The organism is Hydrogenophaga sp., from assembly GCF_019635465.1.
GTDB lineage: Bacteria > Pseudomonadota > Gammaproteobacteria > Burkholderiales > Burkholderiaceae_C > Hydrogenophaga.
On sequence record NZ_JAHBZK010000019.1, the window covers coordinates 84,467 to 107,702 of the forward strand.

22 protein-coding genes are annotated in these 23,236 nt (G+C 65.1%); 13 read left to right on the forward strand and 9 right to left on the reverse strand.

Annotated features, from left to right (window positions below; translation table 11 throughout):
- Positions 1-222: 222 nt before the first annotated feature.
- The 6 genes from KF871_RS16495 to KF871_RS16520 all read right to left on the reverse strand — a co-directional run bounded on the left by KF871_RS16495 (position 223) and on the right by KF871_RS16520 (position 5,506).
- Positions 223-507, reverse strand: a complete 285-nt coding sequence (locus tag KF871_RS16495) for a hypothetical protein (RefSeq protein ID WP_291144992.1) — start codon at positions 505-507, stop codon at positions 223-225.
- A 226-nt stretch (positions 508-733) separates the two neighbouring features.
- On the reverse strand, positions 734-1,357 hold the full coding sequence (locus KF871_RS16500; RefSeq protein WP_291144994.1) for an ATP-binding cassette domain-containing protein: 624 nt from the start codon (positions 1,355-1,357) through the stop codon (positions 734-736).
- Positions 1,358-1,371: 14 nt separating this feature from the next.
- The gene (locus KF871_RS16505) at positions 1,372-1,746 is read right to left on the reverse strand and encodes a general secretion pathway protein GspB (RefSeq protein ID WP_291144998.1); all 375 of its coding nucleotides are present in this window, start codon (positions 1,744-1,746) and stop codon (positions 1,372-1,374) included.
- 341 nt (positions 1,747-2,087) lie between these two features.
- Positions 2,088-3,854, reverse strand: a complete 1,767-nt coding sequence (locus KF871_RS16510) for an AAA family ATPase (RefSeq protein ID WP_291145000.1) — start codon at positions 3,852-3,854, stop codon at positions 2,088-2,090.
- A gap of 56 nt (positions 3,855-3,910) precedes the next feature.
- Positions 3,911-4,495: a polymer-forming cytoskeletal protein gene (locus KF871_RS16515; protein ID WP_291145002.1), complete on the reverse strand. Its 585-nt coding sequence runs from the start codon at positions 4,493-4,495 to the stop codon at positions 3,911-3,913.
- A gap of 102 nt (positions 4,496-4,597) precedes the next feature.
- A complete protein-coding gene (locus KF871_RS16520) occupies positions 4,598-5,506 on the reverse strand; it encodes a crotonase/enoyl-CoA hydratase family protein (protein WP_291145005.1) in 909 nt (302 codons plus the stop codon).
- 98 nt (positions 5,507-5,604) lie between these two features.
- On the opposite strand from KF871_RS16520, the gene KF871_RS16525 reads away from it, so the two are divergent.
- The 6 genes from KF871_RS16525 (at position 5,605) to KF871_RS16550 (ending at position 11,570) form a co-directional block, all read left to right on the forward strand.
- On the forward strand, positions 5,605-7,161 hold the full coding sequence (locus tag KF871_RS16525; RefSeq protein WP_291145008.1) for an FAD-dependent monooxygenase: 1,557 nt from the start codon (positions 5,605-5,607) through the stop codon (positions 7,159-7,161).
- Positions 7,158-7,358 (forward strand): hypothetical protein, encoded by a 201-nt coding sequence (locus tag KF871_RS16530; RefSeq protein ID WP_291145011.1) that lies wholly within the window; start codon positions 7,158-7,160, stop codon positions 7,356-7,358. The genes KF871_RS16525 and KF871_RS16530 overlap by 4 nt, the downstream gene beginning before the upstream one ends.
- Complete coding sequence (locus tag KF871_RS16535; protein WP_291145014.1) at positions 7,345-7,806, forward strand: MarR family transcriptional regulator; 462 nt, start codon at positions 7,345-7,347, stop codon at positions 7,804-7,806. The genes KF871_RS16530 and KF871_RS16535 overlap by 14 nt, the downstream gene beginning before the upstream one ends.
- A 28-nt stretch (positions 7,807-7,834) precedes the next feature.
- Positions 7,835-8,443 carry a GAF domain-containing protein gene (locus KF871_RS16540; protein WP_291145016.1) on the forward strand — a complete coding sequence of 203 codons (609 nt, stop codon included), beginning with the start codon at positions 7,835-7,837 and terminating at the stop codon, positions 8,441-8,443.
- Positions 8,444-8,515: 72 nt separating this feature from the next.
- The gene (locus KF871_RS16545; RefSeq protein ID WP_291145018.1) at positions 8,516-10,798 is read left to right on the forward strand and encodes a YgiQ family radical SAM protein; all 2,283 of its coding nucleotides are present in this window, start codon (positions 8,516-8,518) and stop codon (positions 10,796-10,798) included.
- A 97-nt stretch (positions 10,799-10,895) separates the two neighbouring features.
- Positions 10,896-11,570 carry a DUF1294 domain-containing protein gene (locus tag KF871_RS16550; RefSeq protein WP_291145021.1) on the forward strand — a complete coding sequence of 225 codons (675 nt, stop codon included), beginning with the start codon at positions 10,896-10,898 and terminating at the stop codon, positions 11,568-11,570.
- 22 nt (positions 11,571-11,592) lie between these two features.
- Here the strand turns inward: KF871_RS16550 and KF871_RS16555 are convergent, their stop codons facing one another.
- Entirely contained in the window at positions 11,593-12,477 is an 885-nt protein-coding gene (locus KF871_RS16555; protein ID WP_291145023.1) for a CaiB/BaiF CoA-transferase family protein, read from the reverse strand.
- Positions 12,478-12,561: 84 nt separating this feature from the next.
- Entirely contained in the window at positions 12,562-13,761 is a 1,200-nt protein-coding gene (gene pobA, locus KF871_RS16560) for a 4-hydroxybenzoate 3-monooxygenase (RefSeq protein ID WP_291145025.1), read from the reverse strand.
- A gap of 133 nt (positions 13,762-13,894) precedes the next feature.
- On the opposite strand from pobA, the gene KF871_RS16565 reads away from it, so the two are divergent.
- Positions 13,895-14,671, forward strand: coding sequence for an IclR family transcriptional regulator C-terminal domain-containing protein (locus tag KF871_RS16565; RefSeq protein WP_291145027.1), 777 nt, complete (start codon positions 13,895-13,897; stop codon positions 14,669-14,671).
- 8 nt (positions 14,672-14,679) lie between these two features.
- Here the strand turns inward: KF871_RS16565 and KF871_RS16570 are convergent, their stop codons facing one another.
- Positions 14,680-16,563 (reverse strand): hypothetical protein, encoded by a 1,884-nt coding sequence (locus KF871_RS16570; RefSeq protein ID WP_291145029.1) that lies wholly within the window; start codon positions 16,561-16,563, stop codon positions 14,680-14,682.
- Between the two features lie 854 nt (positions 16,564-17,417).
- Between KF871_RS16570 and KF871_RS16575 the strand changes: the two genes are divergently transcribed.
- From KF871_RS16575 to KF871_RS16600, 6 genes are all read left to right on the forward strand, one after another.
- A complete protein-coding gene (locus KF871_RS16575) occupies positions 17,418-19,142 on the forward strand; it encodes a hypothetical protein (protein ID WP_291145031.1) in 1,725 nt (574 codons plus the stop codon).
- 95 nt (positions 19,143-19,237) lie between these two features.
- Positions 19,238-20,632: a TIGR03013 family XrtA/PEP-CTERM system glycosyltransferase gene (locus tag KF871_RS16580; protein ID WP_291145033.1), complete on the forward strand. Its 1,395-nt coding sequence runs from the start codon at positions 19,238-19,240 to the stop codon at positions 20,630-20,632.
- Between the two features lie 119 nt (positions 20,633-20,751).
- On the forward strand, positions 20,752-21,351 hold the full coding sequence (locus tag KF871_RS16585; RefSeq protein ID WP_291145035.1) for a hypothetical protein: 600 nt from the start codon (positions 20,752-20,754) through the stop codon (positions 21,349-21,351).
- Between the two features lie 9 nt (positions 21,352-21,360).
- Positions 21,361-21,645 (forward strand): hypothetical protein, encoded by a 285-nt coding sequence (locus KF871_RS16590; protein ID WP_291145037.1) that lies wholly within the window; start codon positions 21,361-21,363, stop codon positions 21,643-21,645.
- Complete coding sequence (locus tag KF871_RS16595; RefSeq protein ID WP_291145039.1) at positions 21,642-22,553, forward strand: HprK-related kinase A; 912 nt, start codon at positions 21,642-21,644, stop codon at positions 22,551-22,553. Before KF871_RS16590 ends, KF871_RS16595 begins: the two co-directional genes overlap by 4 nt.
- Before the next feature lie 5 nt (positions 22,554-22,558).
- On the forward strand, positions 22,559-23,236 hold a 678-nt coding region (locus KF871_RS16600; protein WP_291145042.1), incomplete at its 3' end, for a nucleotidyltransferase family protein.

Genomic DNA, 23,236 nt, shown 5'->3' on the forward strand with positions numbered 1-23,236 from the left:
CCCGTCCATTTAGCGATCTGCAATTCGGGTTCAGTTTTCGTAACTTGGCGACAGGGTTATGAAAGGAGTGCATAAGACTGGCGCTTTGGCCAGAATTTGGCATACAAATGAGTGCTAAAGTACCAATTGATGGCGCTTCTGTTGATCTTGGACGGTGCCGCATGCGTCGTCTCAATGGACGCAATCGTGACCGGATGGTCGTCTGGCCGCTGAGCCGGGAGGTTAGTGCCGCGGCGAAAGCCAGGCGTCAATCTCCTTGATTCGGACCACCGCGATGCCTTCGCCCATGCGCCGGCACAGAAGGTCAAACAGATCGAATCGCAGATGGCGTACGGTTTCGAGCGAACTCGTGCTGGTGAGGCACTGATACAGGCGCGTGTCTCGCTGTGACAGTTGGTGGCGGTGCGGATCCAGGTCACTGGCAACCAGGCGGCGGATCGCCAGGACACGGAGGTGCTCGCTTTGAGAGGTGCGTGGGCGTCGCTCGTGTCCAAACCAGCGCTTCAACCAGCGCTCGATGACCGATGCTGGCGCGTCGTCTGCAGGCGCGGCTCCCCGGCGTTGGTCGCCAGCAAGCACCCGGTGAAGGCGGGGTGGATGAGCGAGGTGTCTGGATTCCATCACCGATGACCTCCTTGGCGCCCCCGACCGGTCGAGGGCGCCAGACCGTGTGGGTCAGCGCGGGGTCGAAAGTGGCGCGGGGGGCCGAATGTAGCGCGCAAAGGCGCGTCGCTCAATCCAGCGAAACCACCATGCGGGGCGCGAGTCGGCTCTCGACCGAGTGATCGGCTACCCACCAGGCGCGGCTGGGGTGGTCGGCCAGGTCCTGAAGCACCTCGATCAGGAACCCGGTCGAAGTCGCATCCAGGGCGGCAAAGGGTTGGTCCAGCAAGGTGAGCGGTGCGCCGCTTGCCAGGGCGGCGGTCAGCCACACCTTTCGCCGCGAGCCGGTTGACAGCATGTACAACGGCTTGTGCAGGTGCGCCGACAGGTCGAAGCCGTCAACCAGATCCGACAGTGCGGACGCGCTCAGGTGGGGCCAGTGGTGCGCAAGGCCTTCCAGGTAGCTGGCAGCGGGCGTGGCGTCGTGTGCCTCGGTTTGCGGGTCGATGCGAAACACCTGGGCCCGATAGGCGTCGGGATTCTCGTGGTACCAATGGCCAGCTGCGCACAGGCGGCCCTGGGAAGTGGGCAAGGCGCCGGCGGTCAATGCCAGCAGCGTGCTCTTGCCACTGCCGTCATCCCCTTGGAGCCAGTTCAGGCCGGGGCCCAGCGAGAAATTGAGGTGGTCGAACAAGCGACGACCGTCGGGCCAGGCAAAGCCCAGGTCTTGCACGATCAACAAGGGGTCCGCCATGAAGCGCTCGCTTGTCAGTAGCTCAGCCGCAGGCGTTGACCCTGGTGGTTGATGACGGCCGAGCGTTGGCCGATCGACTCAAGGGTGACGCCGGCCGCAATGTCCTGGCCCTCCTGGACCACTTGGCCATCAAGGATGAGCATGCGCAGGCTGGGCGTCTCGGCATACGTGACACCGCTGACCTTGAGCGGCGGCAAGCCAGCCCGCTGGGAGGGCGCCAGGTCGTTGATGCTGGGCAAGGGCTTGTCGCTGGCTGGCGGCGGCGTTTCAGCTGCTGCCGCCTTGGCGGGTGGTGGCTGCACCGGAGCGGGCGCCAATATGGGGCCGGTGGCCGGCGTGACAGGCGGGGTGGCCGGCGGTGCGACCGCCTCCGCGGGGGGCGCTGGCATCGCCGCAGCCGCAGCTGCCGCAGGGGGCGGGGCAGGTGCGGGGGATGAGGGGGTTTGCGAAGTGTTGACTGGCGGGCGTGCCTCCCCCGGGGTGGGCTCGGCGGGATCACCCGATGGCTTGCCGATAAGCCACCAAGCGAGCGCGGCAACGAGGGCGAGCAGCGCCAGCAGTCCCACGAGCGCTGACCTGCGCGCTGCAACGCCCCTGGCGGCGGGTGATCGACGACGCTGGCCTTCTTTGGCCCAAGTCGTTGGCGGGGTGTGCAAGCCCGGCACCTGGCCGCGCTCGCGTTCGGCATCGGCACGGCGCAGGGCGTCCAGGATGTAGGACATGGCGTGGGTCAGGACTTGGGCACCAGTCGGGGCTCATCCACCCCGCTGGCCAGATTGATCTGCATGAAGGTCACCGGCCCTGCCGGTCCGCCCGTGTCGATGCCTTGTGCTCGCTGAAACGCGGTGAGCCGGGACTGCATGGAGGTGGCGCCGACGGAAATCCAGCCGCTGCGCTGCAGCGCAGCGAGCTGGGCGTCCAGCCAATCGGCGGCCGGGCCGGTTCGGCCATCGATCAGTCTCGCGGTCTGCCCGGGTGGCAAACGCCACAAGGTGGCGAACTGGCCTTGCCATTTCGTGTCGAGTTCGGCAACGGCCACGCGCCAGGTCCGGGCGCCATCGCCAAGCAGGGCTTCGTCGGCCGAGAGCCCGGTCAACAACAGCCACCCACCGTCGCCTGTGGCATCGCGCACGCGCAGAACGCCTGGGCGGTTGAGCGCCTTCAGGCCATTCAAGGTCATGCGGTTGGTGCGGTAGCACTGGAGCCCGGCGCGCAAGGCCATGGCACACGGATCGCCAGCGGGAAGGTCAACCTGCCACAAGCTCGCCAGTTCGCGCCAGGCCTCGTCTTCCGTTGTCTGCAGGCGATCGGCAGGCGGCCAGCCGGACATGACCTGTGGCGCTGCGGCTGTGTCGGCCGGCGCAGCACTGGCGGGAGTGGGCTTCGCGGTGGGAAGGGCAGCTGCGTCGGTCGGCCCGGAGGCAGGGGCTGCCGTGGCGGCAATGCCGGTGGGCGGGCGCGTGTCGGCGCCGTTCAAGAGCGTCGCCTGAGCGTCGGCGGAAGGCGCCCTGGCGGATGAAGTGGCGCGCTGCTGTGTCCACCACCAGATGGCACCGGCGGCCACCAATGCGCCGATCAGTGCCCCCGCCGCAGCACCCACCCCCAAAGCCCGCCACCCCAGCGTGCCGGCCCGGCGACGGTTCGCGCTGACGCGGCGTTGTGCGGTGGTGCCCGCGTGCTCGCTCAGCACCTCGGCCGCGGCCTTGTCGACGGTGGCGCGCTCCACCTTGTGCTGGCCGGTGGCGTAGGCGCCCAGCATGGACCGATCGCAGAGCAAGTTGATGCGTCTCGGTACGCCGCGCGAGAGCGTGTGGATGCGATCAATGGCCGCACTGCTGAACGGTGGCGGGCCCTTGAGGCCGGCCACCTGCAATCGGTGCTGGATGTACTGGCGCGTCTCATCGGCGTCGAGCGCTTCGAGGTGATAGCGCGCGATGACGCGCTGCGCGAGTTGCTCCAGCTCGGGGCGTGCCACCATGTCGCGCAGTTCAGGCTGGCCGATCAGGATGATCTGCAGCAGCTTGCGCTCGCTCGTCTCGAGGTTGGTGAGCAGGCGCAATTGCTCCAGCACGTGGGGCGTGAGGTTCTGCGCCTCGTCGATGATGAGCAGGTTGCGCTCGCCGCGCGCGTGGCTCGCCATGAGGTAGGCGTTGAGCGGATCCAGGTGGTCTTTGACCGTGGCGGGCCCGATGCCCTCGTGCTTGACCTCGATGTGGAATTCACTGCAGATGGTGCGCAGCAAATCTCCGACGGTGAGCTTGGGGTTGAAGATGTAGGCGACTTTGCAGTTCTCGGGCACTTGCTCCAGGAAGCATCGGCAAATGGTGGTTTTGCCGGCACCGATTTCGCCGCTGAGCAATACAAACCCGCCGCCGCCCCGTACGCCATACAGCAGATGAGCGAGTGCCTCGCGGTGGCGCTCGCTCATGTAGAGGTAGCGGGGGTCGGGGGCGATCGAGAAGGGATCGCGCTGAAGTCCGAAGAACTCGGCGTACATGGCCCCGAGCATACCGGGGCCGGTGGGCCTTGCGCCAGTTGGCGGGATCGACGCTGTCAGGCAGCCAGCGCCATGGAGGGCTTGGCCGTGGTGCTGGCGCTTGCGCCCGAGGCCGACTTGGCGGCGCCATGGGTCGCGCACTCGACGTCACCCGAAAGCTGGCCTCCCTCTTCGATCACGACCTTGCCGTAGCGGATGCGACCGGTGACCTTGCCCGTGGCGTGAATCACCAGCTTCTGGCGCACCGTCAGGTTGCCGTCGATGCTGCCGTGTACTTCGGCAATGTCGACCTCGGCCGAGCCTTTGAACGCACCTTGTTGGGCGATCTGGATGACGCGCGAATCCATGGTGGCTTCAACGGTGCCTTCCACGAACAAGGTGTCGCAGTCCTGGATTTCGACGCCCTTGAGCTTGATGTTAGGGCCGACGATGAGTTTGCTGCCGCCTTCCGGGGCTGTGGTCTGCGGGGTGGCAGCGGTGGTGGCCACGGGCTGAGCCTGCGTATCGGCGGGTGTGCTGCCGGGATTGGCGCCATAGGCTGTGCCGCTCGGGTTGGTGGTGGCGCCCGGACGGGGGCTGGCCATGCCGGAGCCAAGGGGGCGGGCGTGCTCGTTGTCGCGTTTGCCGAACTGCAGTGCCATGGGTCTCTCCTGTGTGGTGTGGTGATGGAAGGCGCCCATGCTAGGGAACGTTTGGCTTACATTCCCACCCCTTCCGTAAGACCTGTGTCGAGATGAACGGGCTTATTGGCCCGGTTGGCGGCGGGATTCGATTGCACGTACCAACGCGCGCGCTTCGTCGCCTTCGGGGATGGCTTTGCCGCTGTCTCGCCACTGCACGGCGGCCTTGAAGCCTTGCTCCTGGGCATAGCGCCGGAACCAGAGTCCCTCCGGATTGTGGCGTGTGATGCCGTCGAAGACGGTGGCCATTTGCTGCGTTTGCTCCAGGCCCATGGTCAGCATCACCTGGTTGACCACCAGCTTGTGCATGGCGAGGTGGGATTTGGGCACCCCGGCAATGCGCTCTGCAAGCTGCCGGGTTCGCTCCTCCAGTTGGTCTGCGGGCACGGCCTCGTTGGCCAGCCCCCAGGCGGCCGCGGTGCGGCCGTCGATCACGTCGCCGGTGAACATGAGCTGTTTGGCGCGCATCGGTCCCAGCCGGTACGTCCACATGGCCGTGGTCGGGCAGCCCCATACCCGGGTCGGCATGTAGCCGATGCGGGCGTCGTCGGCCATCAGCAGCAAGTCGCAGCACAAGGCGATGTCGCTGCCACCGGCCACGGCCGCACCGTGGACCTTGGCAATGGTGGGTTTGGCGCTGCGCCACAGGGTCATGAAGTCCTCGGTGTTGCGCTTCATGAAGGCGTAGTCGTCCATGGGGTCCCAGGGGTGGCGCTCCTGCTGGCAAGGGTGGTCGATCTCGCCTTCGCCGAACTGCGACAGGTCGTAGCCTCCACAGAAGCCCTTGCCGGCACCCTCGACCACGATCACATGGACATCGGGATCCGCATTGGCCCACTCGACCGCGGCGCGAATGTCGCGCGGGGTGTCATCGGTGATGGCGTTGTAGTGCTCGGGACGGTTGAGCAGCAGACGCGCGATGCGGGGGTTCTGCGCGTCGTGATGGATGGTGAGCGTGGCGAAGTCGGGCATGTGTGTCTCCTCTATGTCGATTCATGTTAGCGACGCACGGTAGGGTGGGCTGTCGCTCACGTGCGATATAGTTGCGCCCGCAACTAAATGAGGTATTCATGCGTTCAACGCTTGCGCCACGCGTATCCGTGGCCATCGTCGGTGGCGGCCCGGTTGGGCTGACGCTGGCCGCCTTGCTGCAGCGCCAGGGCGTCGACTGCGCCGTACTGGAGGCAGACGAGGGCTACTGCACCGGCAGCCGGGCCATCTGCATGTCGCGACGCTCGCAGGAAATCCTCTCCTGGGTTGGTGCCCACGCGCCACTGGTGGCCAAGGGGCTGGGCTGGGTGGGCGGTCGCAGCCACTTTCGACAGAGCGAGGTGCTGCACTTTCAGATGCCGAGCGAGACGACGCAGCGATTTGCGCCGATGGTCAACATCCAGCAGTTCTATGTGGAGGAATACGCCCACCAGGCCATGAGCGACGTCAAAGCGCTGCATTGGGGGCACCGCGTTGAAAACGTCGAACCTGTGGAGGATGGGGTGGTGCTGAAGGTTCGGCACGGCGAGACCTTGCACCAACTGCATGCCAACTGGCTGATCGCTTGCGACGGCGGACGCAGCACCGTCCGTGAGCAATTGGGCTTGCAACTGGAAGGCACCCAGTACGAGGGGCGGTATGTCATTGTGGACATTCGCCAGAAGACCCGCCGACCGGTGGAGCGGCTGGCCTGGTTCGACCCACCGTCAAACCCCGGCTCCACCATCCTGATGCATCGCCAACCGGACGATGTCTGGCGCATCGACTACCAGATCCGCGACGACGAGGACCCGGTGGAGGCCGTCAAGCCCGAGAACGTCCTGCCCCGTGTGCAGAGCCACCTGCAGATGATTGGCGAGATCGAGCCCTGGGAGCCGCTGTGGATCTCGATCTACAACGCCAAGTGCCTCACGCTGCCCAGTTACCGGCACGGCCGGGTGTTCTTCGCCGGCGATGCCGCGCACCTGGTGCCCATCTTCGGTGTGCGTGGCCTCAACTCGGGGCTTGACGATGCCGGCAACCTGGCCTGGAAGCTCGCTCGCGTAATCGCCGGCACCTCGCCAGAGGCCTTGCTGGATTCGTACAGCGTCGAGCGGGTGCACGCCACGCGCGAAAACATCGCGTACGGCGCCAAAAGCACGGAGTTCATGGCGCCACCGGACTTCGCCTTTCGCCTCATGCGCGAGGCCGCGTTGCGCCTGGCGATGGACGACCCGCAGGTGCGGGGCCTCATCAACCCACGGCAATCGGCCGCCATTCGCTATGTGGGCTCACACCTGAACGGACCGGATACGCCGGGCTGGGCCAGTGAGGAGGCAGCGCCCGGCGCGCCTGCGCCAGAAGCCTTGCTCAGCGGGCCCCAGGGGGCATGGCACTTGAGCAGCATGTTCGGCAAGGGCTTTGTCGCGCTCGTCTTCGGTGGCCAGCGCCCGGACTTGCCAATCGATGTGGTGGGCGTCGAACTGAGCCCCGACACGGATGTCGCCGGCCAGGCCTGGCGTCGCTATGGGCTCGGCAGTCCCACCGACCAGGCGCTGATCCTGATCCGCCCCGATGGCTACGTGATGGGCCGCTGGCGTGGGCTCGATCCCACCGCTTTGAAACAAACCCTTCTGACCACCGGAGTCTGCGCATGACCGACAGCGATCTGGACACGAGCTACACAGCCCTCTGTCATGCCCTGGGTGAAGTCGGCGAATCGCAGGCGCCGGTGCTGCTGGCCATGCTCAGCCTGTCGCTGCTGGCGCGCCAACCCGACGCTGCGTCGGCGCTGAGCCTGATCAACCAGGCGCGATCGCGCTGCCTGAAGGAGCCCCTGCATGGCCCCGCGTGACGCATCCAGCGCCTTGGCCGCGCAGCTGACCTGGCGTCTGCACCGCCTGGGCAAGCTCACCGACCGCGTCACGGCGGCCGCCTACCAAGCCGAGCTGGGCCTGGGCGTGGCCGAGGGCAGGGCGCTGGCCGCCGCGGGCGCCTTCGGCCCGCTGTCGGTGAACGACCTGGCCGCCCACGCCCACCTGGACAAGGCCCAGGCCAGTCGGGCGGCGCAGATGCTGGTCGAGCGCGAACTGCTGGCCAAGACCGCCAGCGAGCACGACGCGCGCGCCGTGGTGCTGAGCCTCACGCGGCGCGGCGCGGTGCTGCACCAGCGGGCGATGGCGCTGATCGAGCGCCGCAACCAGGAAATCATGGCCTGCCTGAGCGCGCCCGAGCGCAAGACCTTGCTGCAGCTGGTCGATCGCCTCGTGGCGCATGCGGGCATCGCCGCTGAAACAGATTGAAACCCGCAAGGCCGCTATAAATCGCGCCATGCCGAACAAGCCATCCACTTCTCAGAGCGCTTCCCAAAGCGCTGGCCAGAATTTCGAATCCGACGACTTGTCGGTGAAGGTCTCCGAACTGCTGGTCGCCACCGCCGACCAGTCCGACGAGGCCCTGGACCAATCCATCCGCGAGGTGCTGGCCCTGCTGCGCGAGCGCATGGCCATGGACGTGGTGTTCGTCTCCGAGTTTGTCGAGGGCCAACGGGCGTTTCGTCAGGTGGCGCAGGCACCCGGTGTGAAGCTGCTCACCGAGGGGCACAGCGATCCGCTGGAGGCGTCGTGGTGCCAACGCGTGGTCGATGGGCGGCTACCGCAGTTCATGGCAGATGCACGCCAGCACCCGGCCGCGGCCTTGCTGCTCAAGGACCTGTCCCACCCCATCGGCACCCACATCAGCACCCCGGTGGTCTTGTCCAGCGGTGAGGTGTTCGGCACGCTGTGCTGCTTCAGCTTCCAACCCAATGGGCAGTCCAGCATCGAGGACCTGTCTCGCCTGAAGATGACGGCCCGGCTGGCTGCGCACCGCCTGGAGCAGCGCCGTCAGGTGCGCCCGGCGCCGACCGAGGTGCCGACCTGGACGCTCAAGCCCAAATGAGTGCGCGCCAGAGGGCGCGCCGGTAGAATCTGCGCCTTTGTCTGGCACCGCCCCGCGGGCGCTGGCCCCGCCATGAACGCCCCCATTGACGTCTCCTTTTTCCCTCGGCCGGCCAAGCCGCTGACCAGCTATCGCCCCTATTGGGCGAAGCGCTTCGGCACGGCGCCATTCCTGCCCATGAGCCGGGCCGAGATGGACGCGCTGGGTTGGGACAGCTGCGACGTCATCATCGTGACCGGAGACGCCTACGTCGACCACCCGAGTTTCGGCATGGCCGTGATCGGGCGGGTGCTGGAGGCGCAGGGCTTTCGCGTCGGCATCATTGCGCAGCCCGACTGGACCAGCGCCGAGGCCTTCAAGGCCCTGGGCAAGCCCAACCTGTTCTGGGGCGTGACCGCCGGCAATATGGATTCGATGATCAACCGGTACACCGCCGACCGGAAGATCCGCAGCGACGATGCCTACACGCCGGGCGACGTGGGCGGCAAGCGGCCCGATCGCGCCGCCATCGTCTACAGCCAGCGCTGCCGCGAAGCCTTCAAGGATGTGCCGATCGTGCTGGGCGGCATCGAGGGCAGCCTGCGCCGCATTGCCCACTACGACTACTGGAGCGACAAGGTGCGTCGCTCGGTGGTGGTCGACAGCAAGTGCGACCTGCTGCTCTATGGCAACGCCGAGCGCGCCCTGGTCGAGGTGGCACACCGCCTGGCGGCGCGCGAACCCATCGAGCAGATCACCGATGTGCGCGGCACCGCCTTCGTGCGTCGCCCGGGCGACCCCAGCGCCGAGGGCTGGATCGAGCTCGACTCCACCGAGGTCGACACCCCCGGCCATGTGGAAGACCACATCAACCCCTACCAGACAACCAGCGAGCAGGCCCAGGCCAAGGGCCAGAGCTGTGCCAAGGACGACGAGGTCGCGCCGCCCGCAGTGCAGCCGATCACCATTCACCGTCCGCAGGGCAAGGGTGGCGTGGCCAAGCTGCCGCGCGAGCGCACCGTGATCCGCCTGCCCAGCTATGAGCAGGTCAAGGGCGATGCGGTGCTGTACGCACATGCCAACCGCGTGCTGCACGTCGAGGCCAACCCGGGCAACGCCCGCGCGCTGGTGCAGGCCCATGGCGAAGGTGCCACGGCGCGCGATGTGTGGATCAACCCGCCGCCGATCCCGCTGACCACGGCCGAGATGGACCATGTCTTCGACCTGCCGTACGCGCGCAGCCCGCATCCGGCCTATGCCGATGCGCAGGGTCGTCACGATGGCGAGACCAAGATCCCGGCGTGGGAGATGATCCGCTTCAGCGTGAACATCATGCGGGGCTGCTTTGGCGGCTGCACCTTCTGCTCGATCACCGAGCACGAAGGCCGCATCATCCAGAGCCGCTCCGAGGACTCCATCATTCGCGAAGTCGAAGAGATCCGCGACAAGGTGCCGGGCTTCACGGGCGTGGTCAGCGACCTCGGCGGCCCAACCGCCAACATGTACCGCCTGGGGTGCCGCACCCCCGAGATTGAAGCGGCGTGCCGCAAGCCGAGTTGCGTCTACCCCGGCATCTGCCAGAACCTCACAACCAACCACGGCCCGCTGGTCAGGATCTACCGCCGTGCGCGCGCACTCAAGGGCATCAAGAAGGTGTTGATCGGTTCGGGCCTGCGCTACGACCTGGCCATCAAGAGCCCCGAGTACGTGAAGGAGCTGGTGCAGCACCACGTGGGCGGCTACCTCAAGATCGCACCGGAGCACACCGAGAACGGCCCGCTGTCCAAGATGATGAAGCCCGGCATCGGCAGCTACGACCGCTTCAAGCAGTTGTTCGAGAAGTACAGCGAAGAGGCCGGCAAGCAGCAGTTCCTGATTCCGTATTTCATCGCCGCCCACCCGGGCACCAGCGACGAAGACATGATGAACCTGGCGCTCTGGCTCAAGCGCAACGGCTTTCGCGCGGATCAGGTGCAGACCTTCTACCCCAGCCCCATGGCCACGGCCACGGCGATGTACCACAGCAGCCTGAACCCGCTCAAGGGCATCCACCGCGACGAGCGTGGCGAGCGGGTCGACATCGTGCGGGGCGAGAAGCGGCGCAGGTTGCACAAGGCCTTCCTGCGCTACCACGACCCGAACAACTGGCCGCTGCTGCGAGAAGCGCTCAAGGCCATGGGCCGGGCCGATCTGATCGGCAACGGCAAACAGCACCTGATCCCGACCTTCCAGCCGCTCACCGATGGCGGTTACCAGAGCGCGCGGCGCAAGAACAGCACGCCGGCCAAGGGGCGCTCGCCTGCGCAGGGTGGCACGCCACCCAAAGGGCGGCTGCTCACACAGCACACCGGGCTGCCGCCGCGGGCAAAGCGCTGACGCACCTGTTCGTCGCGCCTGCGCGTCAACCGCCCCGCTCGCGTTCAATCGCCGTGCCGAATTGCCGATACTCGCGGCAGCTCCAATCGCGCACGCCATGAAAAAGTCTGGATCCATCGTCCGCTGGGACCCCGAGCACCAGAGCGGCTACATCCGCAGCCCGCAAACCGCCGCCGAGGTCTACTTCCACCTGCGCGACTACGAAGGCCCACACCCGGTGACCATCGGGACCGAGGTGGTGTTCGACGAGATCGTGATTGGCGGCAAAGGGCCGCGTGCCCTGTCGGTGAAGTTGCCGCCGCCACCGCCGCTGCAGGAAGCCGCCGCTGCGCCGCAGGTGGCCGCCGAGCCTGTGCTCGAAGCGAGTGCGGGGGTCTCGGCCGCCGCGCGCTGGCGCGAGCGACGTGACGAACGCCGGCGCAATCTGGTGGCGACCGGCCTGCTGGGCGCCTGGTGCCTGTTGTGGCTGATCGGCATTGCTGCAGGGCGCATGCCCTGGGTGGTCATCACCGGCGTGGTGCTGGTCAATATCGCCACCCTGTTCTTGTACTGGCGCGATAAGCACGTGGCCGAGGAGGGCGGCTGGCCCTGGCCGGTCGAGCATTTGCACGCAGCCGCGGTGCTGGGTGGCTGGCCCGCGGCCTGGGTGGCCCAGCACGCCCTGGCCCACCGCCTGGAAGAGGCGAGCTTTCAACGCACCTTCCTCGCCTGCTGCGTGGTCAATGCGCTGGGCTTGCTGCTGTGGGTGACCCTGCCGTTGTGGGCGGGTTGAGAGGGGACGGTCCCCGCGTCGCTCAGGCCAGTGTGTGCAGCGGCAGATCGCGCTGGCTGGCAAGCTTGTCCAGCGCAGCCCGTTTCTGACCCGCAAAGAAGGCCGCCATCGCAGCGTGCGTGGCAGGTGCAAACAGGGTAGCGACGCCGCGCATGGGCACGCCGACAGCGTCGCACAATGCTGCTGCGAAATGGGGCTCCAACGCCGCCACGGCCACACGCCCGTCCTTGCAGTCGTACACGCGGTAGCCCGCGTGGGCACCGCCGACGGCCCCCTTGGGCTGGGTGAGACCCCAGCTGCGGGGCAGCGCCAGCCAGGCGGCCGCGTCCGACAGGGCCACCTCCTGGAAAACGCCCTTGCCTTGCGTGCGCGCACACAGGACCGCCTGCAATGCGGCATCGGCCGCCATGAGGGCGCCCCCCATGTCGGCAAACAGCGTGGGCGGCAGGTCCCGGCCGGTGATCAAGCCGGCCTCGGCCAGATACGTGAGGTCATGGCCTGGCTCTTCGGCACGCGCACCCGGTGCGCCCACGATGGCGACCATCGACAGGTGCGGATGCGACTTGCGCAGTGCTTTCCAGGACAGGCCGAGTTTGTGGAGCGCGGAGGGTCGAAACGAGGTCAGCAGGACGTCGGTCTTGCCCAGCTCGCGCTGCAGCGCAGCCTGGCCCCGGTCGCTCTTGAGGTCCATGGTGACCACGCGAACGCCCTCGTGCAGCACGGCATAGGCGCCTGGGTTGTACTGCGCCATGGGGTCGCCGCTGCCGCCGTCGCGCCCGGGTGGCTCCACCTTGCGGCAGGTGGCGCCCAGGGCGCGCAGACGCATCAGGGCGGCCGGACCGGGCAGGTTCAAGGCGAGGCTGAGCACGCGCACGCCGCGCAATGGCTTGAGGGTGGTGCTGGTCATCGGATCACCGGGTGGTCGAGTAGCCGGTGACTGTAGTCGCCAAGCGCGCGCCGCAGCGGCAAGTTGGCGACAGCGCGAATGCGCTCAGCCGCGCGTCTTGTCGCCAAAATCCAGTGGCAAGCCAACGTAGTTTTCGGCCAGCGATCGCGACAACGCTTCCGAGTTCACCAGGTACTCCAGTTCGGCCTCCTGCACCTTCTGGCCAAAGCCGCCGGTGTCGGGGAAGCGGTGCATCAGGGTGGTGAGCCACCAGCTGAAGCGCTCTGCACGCCAGATGCGGGCCAAGGCACGCTGCGAGTAGTGATCGATGCCGACATCGCTTTTCTCGATGTAGTGCTCGATGAGCGCGCTGGAGAGGTACTTCACGTCGCTGGCGGCCAGGTTCAGGCCCTTGGCGCCTGTGGGCGGCACGATGTGGGCCGCGTCGCCGGCGAGAAACATTCGGCCGAAGCGCATCGGCTCTGCCACAAAGCTGCGCAGGGGCGCGATGCTCTTTTCGATGCTGGGTCCGGTCACGATGGCTTCGGCCATGGCCGGGTCCAGCCGGCGACGAAGCTCGTCCCAGAAGCGGTCGTCGCTCCATTGCTCGACTTTGTCGTCGATGGGGCATTGCACGTAGTAGCGGCTGCGCGTGAGGCTGCGCATCGAGCACAGACCGAAGCCTCGGTCGCTGTTGGCATAGACGACCGCGTGAGGTGACACCGGTGGCACGTCGGCCAGCACACCGATCCACCCGAAGGGGTAGACCTTCTCGTATTCGGTGATGGCCCCTTCGGGCACGCTGGCACGGCACACGCCGTGAAAGCCGTCGCAGCCGGCGATGAAGTCGCAGGCCAGTTCGTGGGTTTGTCCGTCAGCCTCATAGCGCACGGTCGGGCGGTCGCCGTCGAAGCCATGCACGCTGACGTTGGCGGCGCTGTACACGGTGGGCAAGCCCGCGGCGGCACGGGCTTCCATCAGGTCGCGTGTGACCTCGGTCTGTCCGTAGGCGGTCACAACCTTGCCACCGGTCAGACCTGTCACGTCGATGGGGTGACGTGTGTTCTTGAAGACGAGTTCGATGCTGTGGTGAACGGTACCCTCGCGCGCCACGCGCTCTCCCACGCCGGCTTCATGCAACAGGTCAACCGCGATCTGCTCGAGGATGCCGGCGCGGATACGGCCCAATACATAGTCGGCGCTCTGCCGTTCGATGATGACGTTGTCGATGCCGGCCTTGTGCAGCAGCTGACCAAGCAGCAGGCCCGAGGGGCCCGCGCCGATGATGGCGACCTGGGTTCGCATGGGGTATGTCTCCGGGTATTGGGTGATGCGCGCAGCCTATGCGCACTCCTCGACACACTCAACGGCGGTTCGGGAACTTTGCGCGATGATCGCGCAATGTGTGCGATCATCGCGCGCTTGTTGGAGCAGGGCGATGAGACAGACAGGCATTGCGCGCGCGGATTTCATCGAAGGCCTGGCCAAAGGATTGGCCGTGCTGGAGAGCTTTGACACCGAACGCCAGCGTTTGAACGCGACGCAGGCCGGGGAGCGGGCTGGGCTGACGCGCGCCGCAGCCAGGCGCCACCTCTTGACCTTGGCAGATCTGGGCTATCTCGAATCCGATGGCCGCCACTACTGGCTGTCGCCCAAGGTGCTGCGCCTGTCAGGCAGTTATCTGGCGTCGTCGCGGCTGCCTCGCCTGGTTCAACCCACCTTGAACCGATTGGCATTGGTGGCGCGAGAGTCTTTCTCGGTGGCGGTGCTCGATGGCGAAGAGGTGGTCATCGTGGCCCGCAGTGCTTCGCCTCAGGCGCAGCGTCTCGTCCCCTATGGATTGCATCTGGGCACACGCATGCCTGCGCACGCGACGTCGACTGGGCGAATTCTCCTGGCGGCCATGCGGCCGCAGGCATTCGCGGAATGGATGAAGGGGCGCGAGTTGCAGCGACTGACGCCGATGACAGCGATTGATCCCAGGAGCCTGCGCGCCGCGGTGGCGCAGGTCCGGCAGGAGGACCTGGCGGTCGTGAGGGAAGAGCACGAGTTGGGCGTGCTGGCTCTGGCGGTTCCGTTGCGAAACATGAAGGGCAGCACGCTGGCTGCCCTGAATGTCGTGGTTTCCCCGGATCGAATGGACGCTGTTCAGCTCAAGTCAGAGCTTTTGCCCCTGTTGCTGGAGGCCTCTCGCGAGCTGCGGTCGCTCCTTTAGACCTCAGCTCATCGAGGCACGATGGCCCAGGTGGGGTCGGAGGGCAGGTTGGCGTCCATGGCGGAGGACAGTGACTTGACCTTGTTGTAGGCGGCCAGGCCATCGCTCATGCCTGCGTTGTAAGCGGAGGCCATGGAGGCACGTGCCATGGCGGACATGCCATCGGGCTCGCTGGGGTAGGCCTCCTCGTTGAGCGGAACCTGGCTGCAGGGCTTGCCGGCGTAGGAGGCGAAGTTGTAGTTGAACATCTCGCTCCAGGTGGTGATCCACTGGCCGGAGCCGTTGCGGCTGCTCTGGTCGTAGGTGAGTGCCTTGGTGGGGCAGTAGCCGTTGGCCTCGTTGAGGAAGCGCCCGACCTGGAACTTGCCGATGAGGTTGAGGGCGTCGGAGGCCTTGGCCACGTTGTTCTCGGTGAGCCAGCTGTAGACGACGGTCATGAAGTCGCTCTGCCAGGGCGTGAGGAAGCCGGGGTAGTCCTTGAGGTGCAGGCCACCGATGGGCGAGTACTGGGCGGAGCTGCCGTAGTAGGCCATGTTGTTGAGCAACACGTTGTTGTAGTAGCTCTTGAGCGGATGGCTGTCGGGCGCGGCGAAGGCGGCCTCACCGATGGAGCGCAGCGACCAGGCTTGGGCGCGGGTCTGGTCGTAGTAGATGAGACCCTTGCTCTGCAGGCGGGTGCCTTTGTCGCTCATGCCGATGTTCCAGCTGGCCCAGAACATCATCTCGTCGAGGTAGAAGGCGTCGCCCGTGATGAGGTAGGGCAGGTAGGCGAAGGAGGGCTGGTGAGCGCGATCGGGCGTCCAGACGGTCGAGCCCGAACCGGAGGGCACCGCCGGCTGCGAGCTGCTGTACTGCAGCTCGACATTGGGTCGGGTCTCCACGCTCAGGGGCTGATCGGTGTCCTCATCGCGGTAGTGCACGGGCACACCGGCGGCGGCATTGGCGTTGGCCAGCATGGCCGCCAGGGCGCGGTCGTCCTGGGTGATGAGATAGAGCACGGACCACTGGGGCAGGATGGCGATGTCCGGGCGTGCGCCGGTCATGGGGAAGTAGGTCTGCACCAGCGCCGGGCCCATGGGGCCGGTGTTGGAGCTGGCCAGGCGGCTGGCGAGGTTGCTCAGTACGGTGGAGGGCACGCTGATGCCCAGGTCATAGTTGAGCACGGCCTTGCTGGCCACGACGTAGGGCATGTTGTGGCGCAGCCGGTAGCTGGGGGCAGTGCCGTTCCAGACCACCTTGTGCCAGCGGGCGTGGTGGTAGTGGGTGAAGGAGGGCTGGCTCAGCAGGGTCTGGCCGTTGGCGGTGACCGAGAGGGAGTAGGTGATGTTGGAGGGACCGCTCTTGAAGGTCCAGTTGTTCTCCATGATCACGTCCGTGCGGATGCGCGCGCCGCCTTCGTAGAGACGGGTGTGCAGCCGTGCGACCAGGTGCGGGTGAGCGGCGCCGGTGGACTGGTTGACCATCGGGGCGACGATGTTGAACTCGCTGGCCACGCTGCCGTTGAGGCGGCGGTTGGCGCCCGAGGCGATGGCTTGCTGCAGCGCGGCCTGCGGGCTGGCCACGAGCTTGGTGCCGTCAGCGAGGGTGGCGGTGACCTGCAGGTTCCAGTTGGGGTTGGCGGGCAGGCTGGCGCTGGAGGAGGACTTGGCCGCGGTGTAGAAGTTGATGATGCGCGGGGTGTTGGCGGCCAGGTTGGGGACCTGGGCGCTGAGCACGGCAAAGCGCACCGAGCCGTCGGCGTGGGTGGAGAGTTCATCGGCCTGCAGGGGCACGGAGGTGCCGCTGGCGTCGCGGGCGACCAGGCCCTGGGTGCTGGACCAGTCGCCTTTGCGGAAGGGCTGACCGAAGGTCACAGGCACGCTGGTCTGCGCCGTGCCGCTGGAGACTTCCACGCAGGTGATGGCACCACTGGCGCACGCGAGACCTGCAGCGCCTGCCGCAGGGGCCGGACTCGGACTCGGGGAAGGACTCGGACTCGGGGAAGGACTCGGACTCGGGGTAGGACTCGGACTCGGACTCGGACTGGTCGTCGGCGCCTGCGCCTCACTGCCTTGGGCAACGTCTTGCGAGGCGCCCGATCCCCCGCCGCCGCCACATGCGGTCAGAGCCAAGGCGGCAAAAAGCGTGCAGAGCATGCGGTGATTGACCTGATGAGATGAGTCGAGCGAGTCCATCAATGATGTCGAGGTGGCGTTCGTCAGGCAAACACTCGGTCGTGCAGCGCCAGCGATGACGCCGAAGACCAGTTGCGGGAATTCGGGAAGATGCCGGGTGTTCCGTATGGCTTTTCGCCCACGGGCCACTGCGGCGTGCGTATCGTTTCATGCCTTTGTGACCGACCCAATTCAGGATGTATGAGCGGACCCCTACCCGGACTCGCCCGCATAGGCCGGTTTTCCCTCTGTAGGAAGGCGAGTCGTGGCAGGTATCACGCATTGGCAAGGCGTTTCCATTTGATACATTGATCTGCCTGATTCAGTCTTTTTATTTATCTAGTGAAGAGTCCGATTGCGCCCGCTGCCCAATCCGCCTGCAACGACATGCGTTGTGCGGGTTTGCAGCCGTGATGATGCCAAGTGTGGCGTCCGCAGGAATTGCCCGTCCAGTCTGGCTGGGTGGGGCATTGGTGGCTTGGGCCGCTGCGCTGGCATTGGCGGCGTCGCATCCCCTTTGGCCAGCAGGCTGCGTGGCCGCTGTATGTGGCGTCGTCGCCCTGGCAGCGCGCAGGCCGCTGCTAGGGGTAACCTTGCTCGCGGCTTTGCTGCCTATGGCGGATGCGAGCATCTGGCGTGGCGAACACTGGGTCGATGAGATTGACCTGCTGTCTCTGGCCTTGATAGCCGGTACTGCGATGGCCAACGCGTTTGCCACGGCCCGTCCACCGGTGGACGGGCGCCGGCTTTGCCTGGTATTGAGCTTGCCCGCCCTGGTATTGCTTGGCGGGTTGACGGCCATGGTGGCGCAGGATCGGACCTTCACCGACCCAGTGGCCTGGCTTGATGCCTGGCGTGGATCAAAAGCGTTGTTGTGGGCTGTCCTGCTGCTGTCAACCTGGCTGGTGGCCGAAAGGGGTGAGCCGCTCGGATTGGCCCGCCACTGGATTCTGGGGTGCCTGATCGGACTGTGCCTTGTGTGCCTGACCGTGTTGTGGGAGCTGCTGCTCGATGGCGGGCGTCTGATGCCTGTAGGGGGGTATCGCGTGGCAGCCATGTTCTGGGAGATGCGCCTGGGAGGCGGCGCGATCGATGTCTACCTGGCTTTGACGCTGCCCATGTTGCTCTGGTGCCTGGTGCGCGAATCGGACAGTCGGCGGTGGTTCATTTTGGCGTTGCTTGTATTGCTTGCCGCGCAGACATTGGTGGCAATGCAATCGCGCGCAGTGCTGGGCGCAGCATTGCTGGCGTCAGGCGCCATCGTCGCCCTGGTGTGGCACTCGCCAGCGCTGTGTCGATGGCAGCCTCGCCAGCGGCGTCAAGCGGTCATCCTGACCTTGGCCCTGGCTCTTCAGGTGGGTTGGGCCATGACACAAGGGGGCGACATGCCACGTCGTCTCGACGCGGTTGGGCGGGATTTTCAAGCCCGCCTCGCGCATTGGCACAAGGCTTGGGGCTTGTTGCAAAGTGACACGGAAAAGTTGCTTGGCCTTGGTCCCATGCAATGGACACACCGGTATGGCAACTCTCCAGGGCCCGGGTCCTTCGGTGGCCAACTGGCGTGGCGTCAAAGCGCCAAGGGGCAATGGGTGATGCGATTGCAGGGACCCATCGACGACCCGCGTGCCGGGCCACTCTTTGCCGCCACCCAGCGGGTCAAGGACGCGCAGGTGGGCTCGTATTCCGTGCGCTTGCAGCTACTTGCGCCTGAGCCGGTGACCATCCTGGCAAGTTTGTGCGAGCGCTACCTGATCTACGACCGGCGCTGCCAATGGAGAAGATTTCAAGTCGGGGGCCAGGAACACCAAGTGCAATCTGTGGCATTTGACTTGAAGGGGAGCGACTTCTCCCCTGACGCTTGGCTGGCCCGTTGGCGCCCTCGGACCTTTGCCATTTCGGTACTGACGCCGGGAACACGAATTGAGGTGAGACAGCTGAACTTGGACTCGCCAGACGGCGTCGACGTCCTGGTCAATGGCGATTTCTCTCAGGGCCATCGCTTCTGGCTGGCTGCGGCTCAGGGCCGATTTGAGCCCTGGCATCTTGACAACCAGTACCTTCAGTACTGGCTTGAGGGCGGGGCCCTTGGATCGATGGGTTGGGTGATTGCGTGGCTATTGGCACTTCGTCAGTGCTGGCGGGTTCGTCACGAAATGGCCGACGTTGCGCCAGCGTTGGCGGCCAGCGTGCTGGCCGTGGCAGCGCTATCCGTGTTCATCAGCTTCAGTGAGCTGTCCCGCCTGAGCCTTGGGGTGTGGCTCACGCTGGGCACAAGTCTGCTGCTTAGGCCAAAAACATCACACATCAGCAGGATGTAAACGATTGTTCTGACTTGTGTCGCCCGTTATCCTCGTTCGAGCTACAGGAGAGGCGCTACCCCCGTTCCGTTTGTGGAGCGGTCAGGCGACACCGTTTGATCAAGATATTCAACCATTATTTCGACCGTCGCACCCTGATCCAGCAGATGCTGGATGTGCTGTTGGTGGCTGGCGTATTTGTCGGTGCGTTGGTCGCACTGTCGGAGCCGGAAGAACTGACCTCGGCCCAGATCGGGCGAGGGGTGATCCGGGGCTTGGTCATGGGCCTGGGCTTTCTCGCCATCAATTCGGCGCTCGGGTTTTACGACCGGCGCGGCGCACTCAGCCCTCGCCAAGCAATTGCCCGCTCGGTCGTGTCGTTCATCACGACCTCGCTGTTGTCGTCAGCGATTCTGCTGCTGCTGCCGCTGCATGCGTTCTATGGGCGAACCTGGTCGGTCGTGCTCATCATGATGGTGACGGCCGCCTTGCTGATCTATCAGGTGGTTGTCGGCGAGTTTCTGCCGCGCACGGTTGCGCGCCGCCGCGTGCTTGTGTTCGGCTCTGGCGATCGGGCACAGGCAGTGGGCCGTTGCCTTGAGCACACGGGTACCAACGCCGAGCTGTTTGGGTACATGGCCGGCCCCAATGAACGCGAACCGGTTGTGCAAGCCAATGTGGTGTTGCCTGCGGAGCGCAAGCTGGACGAATTCGTTCGCTCACAAGGCATTGATGAGGTGGTGGTCGCATTGTCTGAGCGCCGTGGCGGCAGCATGCCAATGCGAGAACTGCTCGATTGCAAGCTGGGCGGCGTTCGGGTAACCGATATTGCGACGTTCTATGAGCAAAACCTTGGCCAGATCCGACTCGACGCCGTGTCGGCTGGGTGGCTCATTTTTGGAGAAGGCTTCAATCAAGGCGTGGTTCGAACCACCATCAAACGGTTGTTTGATCTGGCTGGTGCCAGCGTGCTCTTTTTGCTGGCGCTGCCCTTGATGGCCATCACTGCCCTGGCGATCAAACTTGAGAGCCCCGGTCCCGTGCTTTACCGGCAGGAGCGTATCGGGCTCAATGGGCGTCCGTTCAATGTCGTCAAGTTCCGCAGCATGCGCACCGATGCCGAAAAGGACGGTGTGCCACGTTGGGCCACGGCTGGCGACAGCCGCGTCACCCGGGTGGGCAAGGTCATTCGCAAGATTCGGGTCGACGAATTGCCCCAGCTGTTCTCCGTGCTCAAAGGAGACATGAGTCTCGTGGGGCCGCGCCCGGAACGGGGATTCTTTGTCGACAAACTGGTGCAGGAAATTCCCTTCTACGCTGTTCGCCACAGCGTAAAGCCAGGGGTGACGGGTTGGGCTCAAGTTCGATACCAGTACGGATCTACCGTGGAGGACACCGCTGAGAAGCTTCAGTTCGACCTCTATTACGTTAAGAATCACTCGTTGTTCCTTGATCTGGTGATCCTTTTTGAAACCGTGGGTGTCGTATTGACCGGCAAGGGGGCCCAATAGGGCGCTAAACCGCGCAGAGCGTTTACTTTTTGCTACAGAAACCCGTAAAATCGCGTCGAAGTCCAGTCACGCCAATGGGCACTGGGCGCCCAATCAGTGAGGCCACTATGTCTGACCATATGAACGATTCCGCCCAAGCGAAGTCACCCGCCGAATCCCCTCAAGGCGGGTTGTCACGACGCCATTTGGTGCGAGCCGGCCTGAGCGCTGCGCCTGTGGTCGCGGGTCTCAAGAGCAATTCGGTGCTGGCCGGCGATCACACCTGCATCCGGCCGTCGTCGTTCTCATCGCTGCGTGCCGCGAACATGAAGGTTAGCTACCAGCGCGACATCAAAACGGACTATGAGTGCCGCTCGCATGGTTACTGGAAGCGCCATGGTGATGGCCTACCCGCCGACTACAAGAAGAACACGAAGTTCATCTCCAGTGAGACCGGATTTACCGCTAACCCTGGCAGCGCCTATACCGGCAAAAGCCTGCAGGACGTGCTTGACATGGGGGGCAACCAGTACAACACGGCGCTCGCACGCCACGTCGTAGCGGCGTTTCTAACGGCTGTCGCCTACCAGAACGATCCGTCGATCGTGATGCTCACCAAGGCGCAGTGCAAATCGATCTGGCAGGGACAAGGTTCGTGGCAACCCTTCGCGGGTGCGACATGGAGTTACACGGACACCATGGCCTACTTCGATATGGTGTACGGACCGGCCTTTCTCTGATCGGGCGTGATGCCCGCCTGCCACTGGGTCTGCCGTTACCCTGACACGCTCGCGCTGAAGGTCTGGTCAGAGGGCGCGGTGGTGTATGACGCCACCGACGCAAGCCTCCACGCCTTGACGCCGGTTGGCGGTGACATCATGCAAGCGCTGCTTGACGGCTTTCCCCACGATGCAGGAAGCCTTGCGGCGGAACTGCTCGGCGAGGCCCCGACTTCGTCCGATGTGGATCAAGTAGTGCGTCAATTGGCGCAGTTCGAACACCTTGGGCTGATCGAACGCTTGCAGTCGACATGAGCGACGCGCCAAGTCTCAGCTCCCTGACCGAGTCCGAACTCTCCTCCCGCTTGAACGGCGCAGGGCTGGTCGTTTCCATTCCGCCGTTCAAGATACAGATCAAGAGCCCAATACCCGTAGTGGCTGAAGGCCTTCGCGCCCTCTATGGCGCGTACGGCCTGGTCAACGAGCCGGATTCCTTCCGGGACTTTCACCTGGGGTTGGTTCCCCGAATGGGATGGCGCCGGCCATTGTGCGAACTCGACGTCGATGGCATGCGGCCGTTCACGCCCTTGGCTCGCGGCGAGGCGTTTGCGCTGTTCGAGTGGGGGTTGAACTGGTGCATCACCAGCCATTGCCACAATTGGCTGACGATTCACGCCGCCGTTGTGGAGCGCAACGGCTTGGCAGTGATCATGCCGGCGCCGCCGGGGTCGGGGAAGAGCACGCTGTGCGCATGGCTGATGCATCAAGGGTGGCGCTTGCTGTCGGACGAGCTGGCGCTTGTCGATCCGCAATCAGGGCTGTTGACCGCTTGCCCACGCCCCATCAGTCTCAAGAACAACTCGATTCAGCTGATGAAAGGGCTCCTGCCCAAGGCAGTGTTTGGACCGATTGCGCATGACACCAGCAAAGGTACCGTAGCGCACATGGGGGTCAGTGACACCAGTCTGCAGCGGGCCAGCGAGTCGGCATTGCCCCGCTGGATTGTGTTTCCCCAGTACACGCCGGGTGCGCCTTTGTCCGTGCATCAGATCGAGCATCCGCAGGCGCTGGTGGAGCTCGCGTCGAACAGCTTCAACTACCACGTGCACGGCCGTTCCGGTTTCGAGCGCCTGGCGGCGATGATCGACAACTGCGATGTTGTCCAACTCACCTACAGCCGCCTTGACGAGGCGACGGCATGGTTCGATGGATTGAGCGGGTAAGACTGATGCACCCAAGCCTTCATCTGCTGACACAGTCATTGTTTGACCATCGAGCTGCTGCGCAACTCTCTCCCGGTCAGTGGGATCTGGTGATTCGACTGGCCAGGCGTGCAGATGTGCTGGGGCGAATGGCCAGCACGATCGGTCGCCACGGCGCAATGGCCAAGTTGCCCGTTGAAGTGACCCGCCATTTGCGGTCATCGATGCTTCTGGCTGATCGTCAACATGAAGAGATCAGGCATGAGGTGCGGCGATTGCAGGGATTGTTCGCGCCGATGCAACTCCCCCTCATCTTGCTCAAGGGGGCTGCATACGTGATCGGGGAGCTGGATGCCGGCCATGGACGCATGGTGTCGGACATCGATATTCTGGTTCCTCGAGATCGACTCGCCGATGCGGAGTCAGCGCTCATGCGTGCTGGCTGGGTGTCCACCAAGAGCGATGCGTACGACCAACACTACTACCGCACCTGGATGCACGAGCTTCCGCCACTGCGGCACATGCGCCGCGGCACGGTGCTTGATGTTCACCATGCGTTGGTGCCCTTGACCGGCTCGCTTGCATCGGGTTCAGACGCCATACTGGCCGCTGCTGTCCCTGTGCCGGGGTGGGCCAATGTGCGTACCCTCGCACCCGCCGATATGGTGCTGCACAGTGCGGCGCACCTGTTCACTGAAGGTGAG